The sequence below is a fragment of the Gordonia sp. NPDC003425 genome (assembly GCF_053588635.1).
The window spans coordinates 244,784-259,950 of sequence record NZ_JBSFQI010000002.1; the positions used below are offsets into that span (position 1 = coordinate 244,784).

The 15,167-nt window shown below is 68.4% G+C and carries 15 protein-coding genes; 6 read left to right on the forward strand and 9 right to left on the reverse strand.

Annotated features, from left to right (window positions below; genetic code table 11):
* Window positions 1-54: 54 nt before the first annotated feature.
* Window positions 55-747, reverse strand: a complete 693-nt coding sequence (gene pdxH, locus ACWDTD_RS03635) for a pyridoxamine 5'-phosphate oxidase (RefSeq protein ID WP_449745928.1) — start codon at window positions 745-747, stop codon at window positions 55-57.
* A gap of 196 nt (window positions 748-943) precedes the next feature.
* On the opposite strand from pdxH, the gene ACWDTD_RS03640 reads away from it, so the two are divergent.
* On the forward strand, window positions 944-2,071 hold the full coding sequence (locus ACWDTD_RS03640) for a citrate synthase 2 (protein WP_449745695.1): 1,128 nt from the start codon (window positions 944-946) through the stop codon (window positions 2,069-2,071).
* Window positions 2,072-2,176: 105 nt separating this feature from the next.
* The gene (locus ACWDTD_RS03645; RefSeq protein WP_449745696.1) at window positions 2,177-2,413 is read left to right on the forward strand and encodes a hypothetical protein; all 237 of its coding nucleotides are present in this window, start codon (window positions 2,177-2,179) and stop codon (window positions 2,411-2,413) included.
* 24 nt (window positions 2,414-2,437) lie between these two features.
* On the opposite strand, the gene ACWDTD_RS03650 is transcribed toward ACWDTD_RS03645, so the two are convergent.
* The 3 genes from ACWDTD_RS03650 to ACWDTD_RS03660 are packed head-to-tail and all read right to left on the reverse strand — an operon-like array spanning window position 2,438 to window position 5,695.
* Window positions 2,438-4,084: an ABC transporter permease gene (locus tag ACWDTD_RS03650; protein WP_449745697.1), complete on the reverse strand. Its 1,647-nt coding sequence runs from the start codon at window positions 4,082-4,084 to the stop codon at window positions 2,438-2,440.
* 5 nt (window positions 4,085-4,089) lie between these two features.
* Window positions 4,090-5,022, reverse strand: coding sequence for an ABC transporter ATP-binding protein (locus ACWDTD_RS03655; protein WP_449745698.1), 933 nt, complete (start codon window positions 5,020-5,022; stop codon window positions 4,090-4,092).
* Window positions 5,015-5,695 (reverse strand): TetR family transcriptional regulator, encoded by a 681-nt coding sequence (locus ACWDTD_RS03660; protein ID WP_449745699.1) that lies wholly within the window; start codon window positions 5,693-5,695, stop codon window positions 5,015-5,017. The genes ACWDTD_RS03655 and ACWDTD_RS03660 overlap by 8 nt, the downstream gene beginning before the upstream one ends.
* 88 nt (window positions 5,696-5,783) lie before the next feature.
* On the opposite strand from ACWDTD_RS03660, the gene serC reads away from it, so the two are divergent.
* The 3 genes from serC (at window position 5,784) to ACWDTD_RS03675 (ending at window position 8,989) form a co-directional block, all read left to right on the forward strand.
* Window positions 5,784-6,929 (forward strand): phosphoserine transaminase, encoded by a 1,146-nt coding sequence (serC, locus tag ACWDTD_RS03665; RefSeq protein WP_449745700.1) that lies wholly within the window; start codon window positions 5,784-5,786, stop codon window positions 6,927-6,929.
* Window positions 6,930-7,135: 206 nt separating this feature from the next.
* Window positions 7,136-8,146, forward strand: a complete 1,011-nt coding sequence (gene sepH / locus ACWDTD_RS03670; RefSeq protein WP_449745701.1) for a septation protein SepH — start codon at window positions 7,136-7,138, stop codon at window positions 8,144-8,146.
* 12 nt (window positions 8,147-8,158) lie between these two features.
* Window positions 8,159-8,989 (forward strand): DUF6928 family protein, encoded by an 831-nt coding sequence (locus ACWDTD_RS03675; protein ID WP_449745702.1) that lies wholly within the window; start codon window positions 8,159-8,161, stop codon window positions 8,987-8,989.
* Window positions 8,990-9,002: 13 nt separating this feature from the next.
* On the opposite strand, the gene ACWDTD_RS03680 is transcribed toward ACWDTD_RS03675, so the two are convergent.
* The 3 genes from ACWDTD_RS03680 to ACWDTD_RS03690 are packed head-to-tail and all read right to left on the reverse strand — an operon-like array spanning window position 9,003 to window position 11,384.
* Entirely contained in the window at window positions 9,003-9,320 is a 318-nt protein-coding gene (locus ACWDTD_RS03680) for a DUF2537 domain-containing protein (protein WP_449745703.1), read from the reverse strand.
* Window positions 9,317-10,189: a TrmH family RNA methyltransferase gene (locus ACWDTD_RS03685; RefSeq protein ID WP_449745704.1), complete on the reverse strand. Its 873-nt coding sequence runs from the start codon at window positions 10,187-10,189 to the stop codon at window positions 9,317-9,319. Before ACWDTD_RS03685 ends, ACWDTD_RS03680 begins: the two co-directional genes overlap by 4 nt.
* Window positions 10,190-10,220: 31 nt before the next feature.
* Window positions 10,221-11,384 carry a helix-turn-helix domain-containing protein gene (locus tag ACWDTD_RS03690; protein ID WP_449745705.1) on the reverse strand — a complete coding sequence of 388 codons (1,164 nt, stop codon included), beginning with the start codon at window positions 11,382-11,384 and terminating at the stop codon, window positions 10,221-10,223.
* Between the two features lie 443 nt (window positions 11,385-11,827).
* Here ACWDTD_RS03690 and ACWDTD_RS03695 point away from each other — a divergent pair, with 443 nt between their 5' ends.
* On the forward strand, window positions 11,828-13,066 hold the full coding sequence (locus ACWDTD_RS03695) for a GNAT family N-acetyltransferase (protein ID WP_449745706.1): 1,239 nt from the start codon (window positions 11,828-11,830) through the stop codon (window positions 13,064-13,066).
* A 42-nt stretch (window positions 13,067-13,108) separates the two neighbouring features.
* Here the strand turns inward: ACWDTD_RS03695 and ACWDTD_RS03700 are convergent, their stop codons facing one another.
* Entirely contained in the window at window positions 13,109-13,552 is a 444-nt protein-coding gene (locus ACWDTD_RS03700; RefSeq protein ID WP_449745707.1) for a MarR family winged helix-turn-helix transcriptional regulator, read from the reverse strand.
* A 94-nt stretch (window positions 13,553-13,646) separates the two neighbouring features.
* Entirely contained in the window at window positions 13,647-15,161 is a 1,515-nt protein-coding gene (locus tag ACWDTD_RS03705) for an NCS2 family permease (RefSeq protein WP_449745708.1), read from the reverse strand.
* Window positions 15,162-15,167 lie beyond the last annotated feature (6 nt).

Below are 15,167 nucleotides of genomic sequence, written 5' to 3' on the forward strand. Positions count from 1 at the left end.
ATGACCCGGTCCACACACCCGGCGCCATCCTCAACTACACGAGTGGGGCGAAATCTACGGCTGCAGCCGCTGCACCTGCCACAAGCCGTCGATCATCTCCAGCCGCACCCGGTTGTGGAGCCGGTTGGCACGCCCCTGCCAGAACTCGACGAACACCGGCTCGATACGGAATCCGCCCCACGTCGGCGGGACCGGCACGGGCGTGTCATCGTCGACTCCGAACTCGGCGGCCACCGCGGCGGCTTTCTCCTCCAGTTCGTGGCGGCTCCCGATGGGTTGCGACTGCTCCGACGCGTACCCCGACAACTGCGATCCACGGGGTCTACTCGCCCAATACTCCTGCGTCTCGTCGACACTCACCCGGCTCACCGGCCCCCGGAAATGCACCTGACGTTCCAGTGCGATCCACGGAAATGTCACCGCGGCAAAGGGATTGGTCGCAAGATCGCGGCCCTTGTCGGAGTCGTAGCCGGTGAAGAACACCACACCGTCGGCGTCGGCGCCCTTGCACAGCACGGTGCGGGTGGCGGGCAGTCCGTTCACGTCGACGGTGCCGAGGACCATCGCATTGGGTTCGGCGATCCGCGCATCGATCGCCTCACGCAGCCACACCATGAACAGGTCGAGCCAGGGCGGATCGCCGCGTAGCCAGCTGGGATCGAGGTTCTCCCGCACACCGTCGGCACCGGCGGCGCGGTCACCGTCGCCGACATTGGGCGGGATGCCCCCGCCGTATCCGACACGCATGTTGGGCAGATCGATGGGCTGCTCGTTGGGTAGGTCGATGGGCTGACTGTCCACCGATCAGACGCTACCCTGCCGACCCCGACCACACCGGCCGTAATGACGCATGAAGTCGGGTGTCTTACAGTGCTGAGAGAGGCGCCCGGCCCGGCGCCGACGAACCCCACCCACGACGTCGTGTGGAGATAGGTGGTCTGCGATGGCGAACGCTGTGCCCGACGACTTCACGCCCGGTCTCGAGGGCGTGGTGGCCTTCACCACCGAGATCGCCGAACCCGACAAGAACGGCGGCAACCTGCGCTACAGGGGTGTCGACATCGAGGATCTCGTCGAGAACAGAGTGACCTTCGCCGACGTCTGGGCGCTGCTGGTGGACGGGAAATTCGGCGACGGCCTGCCCCCGGCCGAACCGTTCCCACTGCCCATCCACACCGGCGACGTGCGGGTCGACGTCCAGGCCGCCCTGGCGATGCTCGCCCCGATCTGGGGATATCGCCCACTGCTCGACATCGACGACGAAACCGCCCGCGCGAACCTCGCACGCGCCTCGGTGATGGCACTGTCGTACGTGGCGCAGTCGGCGCGCGGCATCCATCAGCCGGCCGTCCCGCAACGCGTCATCGACGAATGCGACACCGTGACCGGTCGTTTCATGACCCGCTGGAAGGGCGATCCCGATCCGCGACACGTCGCCGCCATCGACGCCTACTGGGTCAGCGCGGCCGAACACGGCCTCAACGCATCCACCTTCACCGCCCGGGTGATCGCGTCCACCGGTGCCGACGTCGCCGCCGCCCTGTCGGGCGCGATCGGCGCGATGTCGGGGCCGCTGCACGGTGGCGCACCGGCCCGCGTGCTGCCGATGATCACCGAGGTCGAGGAGACCGGCGATCCCCGCGCGCTGGTCCGCGGCATTCTGGACCGCAAGGAGAAGCTGATGGGCTTCGGGCATCGGGTCTACCGGGCCGAAGACCCACGGGCCCGGGTGCTGCGGCGCACCGCGCAAGAACTCGGCGTGCCGCGCTTCGAGGTGGCCGCCGCGCTCGAGCAGGCCGCGCTCACCGAGTTGCGCGAACGCCGGCCCGACCGTGCCATCGAGACCAACGTCGAGTTCTGGGCGGCGGTCATCCTCGACTTCGCCGAGGTACCGACGCACATGATGCCCGCGATGTTCACCTGCGGGCGCACTGCCGGCTGGTGCGCACACATCCTCGAACAGAAACGCCTCGGCAAGCTGGTTCGTCCGGCCGCGATCTACACCGGCCCGGGTCCACGGCGCCCGGAGGACGTCGAGGGTTGGGGCGAGCTGGTGAAACCAGGCATGTGACGGATCGCCGACCAACCCGGGCCAGATCCCTCGACAACGCCCCTCCGGCGGGCATGCTGGAGTGAGATCACACCGCAGTGCATCCCGAAAGGAAGCGTTAGGACCATGTCGAAGAACGTGAAGATCGCCTTGATCGTGCTGAGCCTGGGGCTGCTCGTCGCCCTCCTGATCATCCTCAAGCGGGAGAAGACCGTCGTGGATGCCGCGACGCGCAAGATCGAGGACACCATCGACGATCTCGACCCCGCGGCCCGCGCAGCGGTGGTGGCGAAGCTCGGCATCAAGGCCAAGGATCATGCCGCCGACGTCGCCGGAGGAATCAAGCACCGCATCGCCGGGTGAGCCACGTCGCCGGGCCGTGCGCCCTCAGCCCACGTCCCGGCGACGGAACCCCCACCATCCGACCACCACGAAAGCCGCTGCCACACAGATCATCACGATCACCGGCAGCCACCGCATCGGTTCCACCGGAACCAGTGGCACGTGGGTGAAGGGCGAAATGTCCATCGCCCACTGCGGCAGGTCGAACATCCCCGACAACGGGCCCAGGAACAACGCCGCCACCACCAGCGGCCAGCCGAGGTGAACCAGCACGGGGCGAACGGCGTACAGCGCCACCATCAGCGTGCCCGGTACCAGAGCCGCGCTGAGCAACACGCCGGCGGTCCTTGCCACATGTCCCGCCGGACCCACCCATCCCCCGCCGGCGACGCCGTTGCCCAGCACCATTCCCGCCGCCGCCGTGAACACCGCGCAGATCAGACCGCCGAGGGCGACCGCGACATAGGCAAAGTAGTACCGCGAACGCGAGGTCGGAGTCGCGAGCACCACCTCGGTTCGCGCCGCCGACTCCTCGGCACGCAACCGTTCGGCCAATGTCACCGCCCACGCGCACGCGACCACCGCAAGGATCGAGAGCATCGTCACGGCGAATACCGTGCCGAGCCCGATGTCGCCGAGCCGCGCACGCAGCACCCTCTCCACCAGCTCGTTGCCCTCGGCCAGCTGCTCCACCGACGGTTCCATGACGCCGACGATGAACGCGTAGACCGCCAGCCCGCCCAGCCACGAGGTGAGCAGCGGCATCGAAAGGCGCACCGCCACAGCCCCCATCGAGCCGAGTCGCGCGCTACCCGCGGGTCCGGGTCGCGGCGCGATGAGCCCGGCACCAAGATCGCGTCGGACCGCCACCGCGCAGGCGATGCCGACACCCGCGAGGCACACCGCAACCGAGGCGAGCAGCGGCCACAGGCGGTTGGCGCCGAAGGGATCGGCCAGTTCGGCCCATCCGACCGGACTCACCCAGCGCAGCCAGCCCCACCCGCCGGTGGCGTCGGGGATGCCACGCAACAGATATCCGGCGACGACGATCGACGACCCACACAGGTTGGCGATATGGCTGGTGGCCGCGATCTGGGCGGTGACCATACCCAGCCCCACGGCCGCGACCCCGGCCCCCGCGTACTGCGCGAACACCACGAACAGGTCGAGACCTCGGGCGCCGAACGGGATCAGGGTGAGCGACATGGCCAGTCCGACAACGACGCTGAAGGCAACGGCCACCGTTGCGGCGGCCACCGGCGCGGCCAACGGGCCCACCGCCGCGGCGCGGACCATCTCCGTCCTGCCGAGTTCTTCTTCCTTGCGGGTCTGGCGCACCACCATCAGCACCGCACACACCCCGAGGGCGGCGACCATGAACAGTCCCGCCCGCCACACCGCCGCCGACGCCGTCGAGTCGAGGTGGACGGTGTCGCCGAGCAGAAACCGAAACGTCGCGTTCGATCCCGGCCCGGCCGCGAGTTCACGACGTTTCTCCGGTGTGCCGTATGCGGCGGCGATCGATCCCGCGGTGGCGAGATTGAGCAGCACGAACACGAGCACGGTCACCGGGACAGTGATCCGCTCGCGTCGCGCCGTGAGCCACAGCAGCATCGGGAGCCGCGTGAAATACCGTGCGCTGAAGGAACTTCGGATGCGCGTCGGTCCGCGTTCGGTCGTTGTTGTCGCCATGCTCGTCACCGATCGGTGTTCGTGCCGTACGCGTGCAGGAACATTTCCTCGAGGCTCGGCGGCGTCACCGCGAGCGAACGCACGTCGTGGGTGGCCAGTGTCCGGGTGACCGCCGACAATCCGGAGTCCTCCACGGTGAAGGTGACCTCGCCGTCGTCGTAGCTGAAGTCGTGCACGCCGTCGAGGGTCGCGAGATCCGACGCGTCGTCGGCAACCGTGGCCCGCACCCGGGATCGGCGCAGGTGCCGCAGGTGGGCCAGCGTTCCGGACTCCACGGTTCGTCCGTCGCGGATGATCGTGACCGTGTCGCAGAGCTGCTCGACCTCGGCGAGCAGGTGACTCGACATCAGCACCGCCGACCCGTCCGCGGCCCGCTCCCGCACACATTCGGTGAACTCGTGGGTCATCAGCGGATCGAGCCCGGACGTGGGCTCGTCGAGGACGAGCAACTCGGTCTCGACCGCCAGTGCCGCGATCAGGGCGATCTTCTGCCGGTTTCCCTTGGAGTAGGTCGACGCCTTCTTCGTCGGATCGAGTTCGAAGCGGTCGATCAGTTCGTTCTTGCCGCGCAGCCCCTGGGCACGCACCCCACGCAGTCCGAGGAGCAGGTCGATGCATTCGCCCCCGGTGAGCTGCGGCCACAGGTTCACGTCACCGGGAACGTAGGCCAGCCGGGTGTGGATCGCCACCGCGTCGGCGAGCGGATCGGCACCGAACACGCGCACACGTCCGGCGTCGTAGCGGTACATGCCGAGCAGCACTCGGATCGTCGTTGACTTTCCCGCCCCGTTGGGACCGAGGAAGCCGGCGACTTCGCCGGGCCGCACGGACAGGTCGAGGCCGTCGAGTGCGCGAAAGCTGCCGAAGTGCTTGGTGAGGCCGGAGACGTCGATGACGAGATCGTCTGCGCGCGAGTTGCTTTCGGATAGTTCACGCATGGGCTTCACCGTGTTCCTCGCGCCAGGCCAGCACCGCGTCGAGTAGCGATTCGTCGGCCATCACCCCGTGGACCGCGTATTCGGTTGCGGGAACCAGCATTCGGGCCACGTGGCCTCCGACGACGGCGCCGGCGTCGGACCATTCGGCGGGCGGGTGCATCACGAGGTCCACCAGCATCGTGCCCAGCGACTGTGCCACCAGGAACCGTGCGCGCGCCGCCTCGTCGCGCGACGGTACGACGGTGCCGGCCGCCACTCCCGACCGCAGGGTGACCTCGGCGTCGGCAACCAGATGATCGAGCAGGTCGCGCGTCGCCGGTCCGGAGTCCTGCAGGCTGCGCAGCAGGTAGAGGAGCCGTTCGGCGCCGGACCCCAGATCGTCCATCTGCGCGAGAATCCGCTCGATCGGCGACGCGGGGGCGGGCGGGGCCACCGCGTCGCGGTTGGCGTCCCGGGTCACCCGCAGCACGTGCTCGTCGCAGGCCGCGCGAAGCCCGGCCTTGCTGCCGAAGTGATGTATCACCAGGCCCGGACTCACCCCGGCGGCGGCGGCCACGGCACGCACGGTCGCCCCGAAACCGTCCCGGGCGAAGACGAGGACGGCCGCGTCGCGGATGCGGGCTCGCGTCGTGAGGTCGTCGGCAGGGAGCGGCCGCTGGTGCGCTGAACGCATGTTCAGCACTCTAAACGCCCGTTCAGCGAGCCACAAGAGCCCGGGGCCGGAACGCAGTGGCGGCGGCCACATCCTTAGACTTGCGGCCATGAGCGACACCGCCACCGCACCGATCACCATCCCCGCCGACCTGCTGCCCACCGACGGGCGCTTCGGCTGCGGACCGTCCAAGGTGCGTCCCGAGCAGTTGCAGTCCCTGGTCGACACCGGGGCGTCGGTGTTCGGGACCAGCCACCGCCAGGCACCGGTCAAGAACGTCGTCGGCTCCATCCGCGCCGGGCTCGCCGACCTGTTCTCGCTGCCCGACGGGTATCAGGTGGTGCTGTCCAATGGCGGCACCACCGCGTTCTGGGACGCCGCCGCATTCGGCCTGATCAAGCAGCGCTCGCTGCACCTCACGTACGGCGAGTTCTCGTCGAAGTTCGCGACGGTCGCGAAGAAGGCCCCGTTCCTCGACGCCCCGTCGGTGATCGCCACCGACCCGGGCACCGCACCCGATCCGACCGCCCTGACCGCCGACGACTTCGGCGGCGTCGACCTCATCGGCTGGGCCCACAACGAGACCTCGACGGGTGTCGCCGTCCCGGTGACCCGCCCCGCGGGCTCCGACGACGCACTGGTGGCCATCGACGCCACCTCGGGTGCGGGCGGGCTGCCGGTGTCGGTGGCCGACGCCGACGTCTACTACTTCGCCCCGCAGAAGTGCTTCGCCTCCGACGGCGGTCTGTGGATCGCGCTGATGAGCCCGGCCGCACTCGAGCGCACCGATCAGATCGCCCACTCCGACCGCTGGTGCCCGGAGTTCCTCTCGCTGCCGACCGCGGTGGACAACAGCGCGAAGAACCAGACCTACAACACGCCCGCACTCGCCACACTGCTGCTGCTGGACAACCAGATCCAGTGGATGCTCGGCAACGGCGGGCTGGACTGGTGCGTCTCGCGCACCGCCGACTCCAGCTCGCGCCTGTACTCCTGGGCGCAGGCCAGCGAGTTCGCGACGCCGTTCGTCGTCGACCCCGCGCTACGCAGCCAGGTGGTGGGCACGATCGACTTCACCGATGACGTCGACGCGGCGGCCGTCGCGAAGACGTTGCGCGCCAACGGCGTCGTGGACACCGAGCCCTATCGCAAGCTCGGCCGCAATCAGCTGCGCGTGGGCATGTTCCCGGCCATCGATCCCGAGGACGTCACCAAGCTCACCCAGTGCATCGATTTCGTCGTCGAGCGGCTCTGAGGGTTCCACCCGGTCTCCTTTCGCCCTCAACCCCCGAAATCACACCAACAGTCACACGCGCCACCCCCGCGCCTTCCGTATCATCAACCCCGAGGGCCCCAGCCTTGTCGACCTGCGGATTTGCCGCGTGTCCCGACGGCTGCGCCGGTATCGGTGGTCTAACCTGACCCCAATGCCCGCACCCATCGTCACCGGAGGAGGAGCAGATGCGTGAGCTTCGAGTCGTCGGCGTAGACGTCGACGGAACGCATGTCATCTGCCAGGACACCGAGTCCGGTGAGCGTTTCTCGCTCGACGCCGACGAACGGCTGCGTGCGGCCGCGCGCGGTGACCTCTCCCGCCTCGGACAGATCGAGATCGAAATGGACTCCTCCCTGCGTCCCCGTGAGATCCAGGCCCGCATCCGGGCCGGTGCCAGCGTCGCGGAGGTCGCGGCAGTCGCCGGGGTTCCGGTGGAGAAGATCGAACGATTCGCCCACCCGGTTCTCCTCGAACGCACCCGTGCCACCGAGCTCGCGGCGCTGGCCCACCCCATCCGGCATGACGGGCCGTCGGCGTCGAACCTCGGAGACGTGGTCACCGAGAGCCTCGTTGCCTACGGCTACAACCCATCGGAGGCCGACTGGGACGCGTGGAAGGGCGAGGACGGTTTCTGGGTGGTCCAGGTCAACTGGCAGCTCGGCCACACCGACCACCACGCACACTGGCGTTTCCAGCCCGGTTCGCACGGCGGTACCGCCGACCCGCTCGACGATCTCGCCGAGGAGCTGACCCACCCCGATCTGATCGAGCCCCGTCGCCGTCTCACCCCGGTGAGTACTCCGCCGATCGTGCCCGCGGTCGAGGTGGACACCGACGGCCGGGAGGAGGTGACCCTGGATGCCGACGCACTGATCGGCGCCCAGCGCACCCGCCACATCGGTCGCGCCGACCACGACGCCTACACGCTCGACTTCGACGCCGACCTCGACGTTCCGGCCGAACCCGGCGCAGAGGAGCCCGCCGGTCCCGGCGAGGCGAACCAGGGCGAGCACACACTGGCCGACGACTCCGGGTCGCCGACCCCGGACCTCGCGGATCCCTCGACTCACAACGACCCCTCGACGCACAACGACCCCGCCACCCCGGCGGCTCATCGGCGCCGCAAATCGCGCAAGCCGGCGGTTCCGGCGTGGGAAGACGTTCTGCTCGGTGTCCGCAGCAATGGCAACAGCTGAGCCGCGGGTCTGATGTCAGCACGAGCGGTCACACTCTGGTTCATCGACACCGACGACGCCGCGGGGCTACTGCGCGCCGGCGTGGCCAACGACGTCACCGCCGCACACCGCCTGGCCGCGGCCATCTACGGCGACAGCGTCCTGCTCCCCTCGGTCGACACCACCCTGGCAGCGGCGGCCGAATCCGCCGACAGCCACGTGTACGCAGGCTATTACGGCCGGCTGAGCGTGCTGTCCTGCTCGCTGTTCGCCACGTCACGGCCGTCCACGCTGACGCGCACCGTCGACTCGCTCCGCGAGCGCGCCGCGATCCCGGAGTCGGCGACGGCCACGTTGCTGCACACCGATCCCACCTCGGCGACGGGGGCGTTCGCCCGATGGGAGAACGGCACGCTGCAGCGGGCTTTCGCGGCCGACCCGGTGGACATCATCGAGGACGAGGGGCTGCCGTTCCCGTTCGAACGTCCCTTCTGGGCGGGGGAACATCCGCTGCGCTATGCGCCCGGCGTGGCACCGGATCCGCTGGCCCTACCATTCCACCCGCAGCAACTCGCCGAGGAATCCAATAGGCAGTGGCTGGGTTTCCGCTTCACCCGGCCGCTGGCGCCCACCGATCTCGACCCCGCGCTGATACCGGTGACCGGCTTCAGCATCCACCCGGCCGACTATGAGCCCACCGCCGCCGACACCGAGCGCTACCACTCCGCGACCGAGTCCGCACGGGCGCGTGAGGAGGCGCCCTCGGCCCACGGACAGATCGAAGGGCAGGTCGACGGCGGCGCCGACACGGAGGCGCACGGTCTGGGACGTATCGCGCGCTACTTCGGTTTCGGCAAGAACTGACTCGAACCGGACGTCATCGTCCCAGCGCGAGCAACGCCACCGAGGAACCGACGCCGGCGAGGAATCCGATCAGGGCACCCCAGACGATCCAGCGCCACACCGGCCGGTCCCGCATCGCCCACAAAGTCCACCCGAGGCCGCCCGCGACGAACAGCGCCGCCGCCACTCCCACCCATCGGGCCAACGTCGGCTGCGGGATCATCGCGGCGATGAGCGAGTAGAGGCCGACGAGGAGCAGCGCGCCGAACAGCGCGCAGAAGGTGCCCACCGTGAGGCCGGTGGCCCATGGCGTCGGTTCGCCGTGTCCCGGCTCGACGTCGAGTGCGCTCACCCGTTCATCGTGCCCGACCGCACCCGCTCATAGAAGGCGATCGCGGCCGCGGTCGCCACATTGAGCGAATCGGTGCCGCGGCTCATCGGTATCCGCGCGGCCACATCGGCCCTGCGGATCACCGTGTTGCTCAAACCGGGCCCCTCGGCGCCCACCAGGAACGCGATTCGCGGTGCGGCCACCGCGTCGGCCAGCGCCACCGCATCGGGCCGAGGGGTGAGCGCCACCGACGTGAACCCGTGGTCGGTGAGCATGCCGAGATCGCGGGGCCAATCGTCGAACTTCGCGAAGGGCACCAGCAGGGCGTGACCCATCGAGACGCGCACGCATCGGCGGTAGAGCGGGTCGGCGCAACCGGCGCCGAACAGCACCGCGTCGACGCCGAGACCGGCCGCGTTGCGGAAGATGCTGCCGATGTTCTCGTGATCGTTGACGCCTTCGAGCACCGCGATGGTTGTGGCTGCGGCCAGGACCTCATCCGCGTCGAGGGGCGCGGGCCTGCGTGCGTCGGCGAGCACTCCCCTATTCAGGTGGAAGCCGACGATGTCGGCCATCACCTCGGCCGTGGTCCGGAAGAACGGCACCCCGGACAATGCGGGCGCGGCGAGGTCCGCGGACAGTTCGGCGAGCCGTTTGTCGACGCCGAGGAAGGCGTGCGGGGTGAATCGGGATGCGACCATCCGCTGCGCCACCAGCACACCCTCGGCGATCACCAGGCCCTTGCCCTTGCGACCGCCGGGTAAGGCCGGCAGATCGGGGCGCCGGTCCACCGAGTTGAGGTCGCGAAAGTCGTCGACCCGCGGGTCGTCGGCATCGTCGATGTCGATGACCTGCACCGCTAGCGGCGGAACGGAGATGGGATCGGACACGTCGATCAGTGTGCCAAAGCGACGCGACTGCTCACGCGGACGCCTCCACCGATTCGACGACCCGAAGTTCGGCGGGATCGAAGCGCGTCACGTCCTCCCAGAAGACGCCCACCGTTCTCGTGGTCAGCCGCTCCCTCGCGATACGTCGACGCAGACTTCTGGATCTCTGGATCGTCGCGGCGAGCACGGCGTTGATCTCGTCGGCGACCGCTGGAAGGTGCTGCGCCAACGGGGTGAGGAACTCCATCCACTCGGCATGATGCGACTCGGTCGACTCGAGTTGGTCGAAGGTCATCTCGAAGAACGTTCCGTCGTCGGGCAGCGCGGCGATGGCGTTTTCGGCGAACTCGACGAGTCGCTCCGACGCGCCGGCATAGTCGTCGACGGCCGTGGCGAATGCGCGCAAAGACGCCGGGTTGTCCGGATCGAGTTCACGCACCGCCAAGTCACTGCGTCGGATCGCCAGAATGTAGTCGTCGCTGGTCTGCCGGATCGCAGACCGTTTACGCAGCGTCGCCGCAGCGGCGTCGCATGCCCTCAGCAAGGCGGCCGTGCGAGCTCCCAGATCCGGGTCGGAGATCCGGGCATGACGCAGCTGTTCGACAATCGCCAGCGCGTCGACGAGTGCGACCGATGTTGCGTAGGGGTCCGGGTCGAGCGCGGCCGCAGACTGACGTGTAACGGCAACGTAGTTCTCGCTCAATGCCCTCCATGCGTTCAGCAGGTACCGGACGACGCCGGTCGACGGCGCTACGGCAGCGCGCGCGCCGACCTCGTCCCGGGTGCGCTCGACCGCGTCGAGGAAACCGTGCATCAGCCCGATGACCTGCTCCGACGCTGGTAGCCCAAGGCGGTATGTTGCCGCGGCCGCGTCGGCCAATACGCTCGCGACGAACACCTGCTCGTTCAGGCCGGCCAACGCGAGATCGTTGCCATCGTGATCGGCGATCGGGGTCGATCCCTGCAGCCTCATCTCGACCACACGGCCGACGTGCATCGCGTACTCGACAATCTCGGACAGACGGGGGTCGCTGTCGATCTTCTCGAAGCGACTGATCGTGCTGCGGTTGACGTCCATGCGGCGTGCGAGATCGGTCTGGCTGAGCCCTGCCTCGTTACGTGCCTCGACGAGCGCGCGTTTGAACGCGAACTCGTTGCGGGCACTCTGCTTCGCCAGTGTGCGACGTCCACCCACCGGAACCTCCTCGACTGCCACAACCCCGACTGCCCGCAACCCCGACTGCCCGCAACCCCGACTGTTGCACACTCTGCAACGAATCGTCTATCGACGCAGCTTACGACATCCGACGGACATCTCCCGTGCCCACCGCGCAACAATCTGCCGCGACTGTTCGATCTGCTTGGTCTGCTTGTGGTGGGCTCGTGAACCGGACCGTCGGGACCCCTGGCTCGCTGACCGCGACTCGGTCCGCATGTCGGATGCCGACTTCCACCCGAGAAGAGCCGTAAGCGCCGTGGTACCCGACATCTCGATCAACGCGTCAAAGAAGCCGAGGACTGCATCGTCGCCGCCCTCGTCGTCGAGCTTCTCGATCTCGTGTCGGCACGGATCGGTGAAGTTCCAGGTGCACCTATACCGCCATGCCCCGACAGCTCGGGTTGTGACACGGTGAGAGGGTGACCACCTCTGCCAAAGCCCCCACGCTGCAGCTGTCGCGAGCCACCGATACCGACTGGGACGAGATCATCGTCACCGACGCCCGGGCATTCGCCATGCGCAACCCGTTGCCCGACGACGAACGGGCCGACCTGCGCGCCAAGGTGCGCGACGGTGACGTCGTCGTGGTCCGTGACACCGGGCGCGCGCCGGCGCCGCTGGTGGGTGTGTCGATGTTCTATCGCATGCAGATGTCGGTTCCGGGTGGCCACGCGTTGGACGCCGCGGCGTTGTCGTGGGTGTCGGTGGCGTCGACACACCGGCGACGGGGAATCCTGCGGCAGATGATCACCGATCTCTACGGGCAGTGGGAATCCGAGCACTACGCCGTCGCGATCCTCACCGCCTCGGAGGGCACCATCTACGAGCGATTCGGTTTCGGCCCGGCCTGTTTCGCCGACTCGACCCGCATCGTCCCGGGTCGCCCGGTGTTCCGTGAGCCGCACCCCCACACGGCACCGGTGTATTTCGCCACGCCCGATCAGGTGGCGGCCGCCGTCCCCGACATCCACGCACGGTGGACCCGCACCCGTCCGGGGGCGCTCAGTCGTGACGCCGATTGGTGGGCGCCGATCCTCGCCGACCGCGAGTCGCAACGACCTCCCACCGGCAGCGGGCTGCACTATCTCCTGCACGACGACGGCTACGCCGCCTACCGCATCCTCAAGGACAGCGACGGCGACGTGCGCGCCGAGGTGGACGAGGTGGTCGCGGTGACCGACGAGGCGCACACCGAACTGTGGCGGGTGCTGTGCGGCCTCGACCTGATCCCGACGTTGAGTGCCTCGGTGCCGGTCGACGACCCGCTGCCCGCCAAGCTCACCGACCTGCGCGCGGTGTCGGTCACCGGACGCAGCGACAACATGTGGCTGACGCTGCTCGACGTGCCCGCCGCGCTCGGCTCCCGTCATTACGCGGCCGACCTCGACGTGGTGATCGAGGTGACCGACGGGTTCCGCATGCGTAACGGCATCTTCGACGTGTCCATCCGCGGGGGCGGCGCCATCGTGGCGCCATCGACGGCGAAACCCACAGTGCGACTCAGCATTTCGGTTCTGTCCAGCCTGTTTCTCGGCGGCATGAGCGCACGCGGTTTCGCCGCGGCGGGACGCCTGTGGGCCGATTCCGCAGACACCGTGACCGCGCTCGACCAGGCGTTCGCCGCCGAACTCGCACCCTTCGCGGGCACGTTCTTCTAGGCGCGGGAGATGCCGTTTTCCGGCGAGCGACGAGCGCGGCGACTACCTGGTCTCGGGTGCGTTGACCAGTTTGGCGAGCACGGGTAGCGCGGCGCGGAGACACTCCCGCTCATGCGCCGACAACGCGTCGATGCGGTCGGAGAGCCACGCCCGCCGGGCGGCGTGCTCGTTGACGATCACCTTCTCGCCCTCCTCCGACAGCGTAACGATCGCCTGACGACCATCGGTGGGATGCGGGGCGCGCTCGATCATGCCCAGATCTGCCAGCGATGCGATCACCCGCGTCATCGACGGCGGCTTGACGCGCTCGGCAGCGGCAAGCCCGCCGGGCGTCATCGGACCCTCGAGATGCAGCGTCGACAACGCCGACAGCTGGGTCAGCGACACCAACTCATTGTTCCGCTGAAGGCGCAGGCGGCGGGACAGACGCACGACGATCAACGACAGGGCGCCGGCGAGTCCATCGTTGTCACTCGGAGAGGTCACAGATAAAGAGTAGTTTGCTCGAAGCAATAAATTGGCGGTCTTGCTCGGAGATGAGGACGTTCGGACTACACGCGCGCCGGATTCTTCCCGATCATCAACCCACCAGGTGGGAGATGGGCGCCCGTGCGAAGTAGGCGACGAACACCGCGGCCACTCCCCACAGCAGCGGGTGGACCGATCGCGCCTTGCCCGCGGCGGTGGCCATCACCACCCAGGTGATGAATCCGACGCCGATGCCGTTGGCGATCGAATAGGTGAACGGCATCGTGACGATCGTCAGGAAGGTGGGCAGGGCGTACTCGAACTTCATGAAGTCGATGGTGCGGACCTGCGAGATCATCAGCGCTCCGACGATGACCAGGGCGGGCGAGACGGCCTCGGACGGGATCACCTCGTAGAGCGGGGTGAGGAACATCGCGATCAGGAACAGCACGCCGGTCACGACATTGGCCAGGCCGGTGCGGGCGCCCTCGGCGATACCGGACGCCGACTCGACGAAGACGGTGTTCGACGACGACGACGCGACGCCACCGGCGATCGCTCCTGTCCCCTCCACCACCAGCGCCCTGCCGATGCCCGGCAGGTTGCCCTTCTCGTCGGCAAGTCCGGCTTCGCGGCCCAGGCCGGTCATGGTGCCCATGGCGTCGAAGAAGTTCGACAGCACCAGCGCGAAGACGAACACCGAGGCAGCCAGTACCCCGATCCGGGTGAACGCGCCGAACAGGTCGACGTCGCCGACCAGACTGAGATTGGGCAGTCCGCCCAGCGAATCGGGCATCTGCGGTACCGACAGCGACCACCCGCTCGGATTCTTGGCGCTCGAGCCGAGGTGGAGCACGGATTCGCAGATGATCGAGGCGACGGTGGTGAGCACGATGCCGATGAGCAGACCGCCGGGCACCTTGCGGACCACCAGGACGCCCATCAGGAGCACCCCGATGACGAAGATGAGGGTGGGGACCGTGGTGATGGAATTGTCGGTGCCCAACTGGACGGGCACGGTGGTGCCGGCCGCGTCGGGAACGCGTTTGACGAATCCCGCGTCGACGAAGCCGATGAAGGCGATGAAGCATCCGATACCGGCGGCGATGGCCGCCTTGAGCTCGGCCGGAACGGCGTTGAAAACGGCTGTGCGGAAGCCGGTGACGGCGAGTAGCACGATGATGATGCCGTCGATCACCACCAGCCCCATCGCCTCGGGCCAGGTGACCTCGGGTGCGATGGTCACCGCCAGCAGGCTGTTGATGCCCAGACCGGTCGCGATCGCGAAGGGATAGTTGGCGACGAGCCCGAAGATGATCGACATGACCCCGGCCACCAGCGCGGTGACCGCGGCGACCTGTACGAGCGGAAGTACGTTGCCTACTACGTCGGCGTTCTTCGGTTCGCCCGGAATGCCGCCGATGACAATCGGATTGAGCACCACGATGTAGGCCATCGTGAAGAACGTGACGAGGCCCCCGCGGAACTCCCGGCCGACGGTGGAGCCGCGCTCGCTGATGCGGAAGAACCGATCGAGGGCACCGCCGCCCACGGAGCCGGACGCGGGGGCGGTGGCGTCGGCCTCGGTGGCCGGCTTGGTGGGCTCACTCGACGAATCGTTGGGCACACCGGA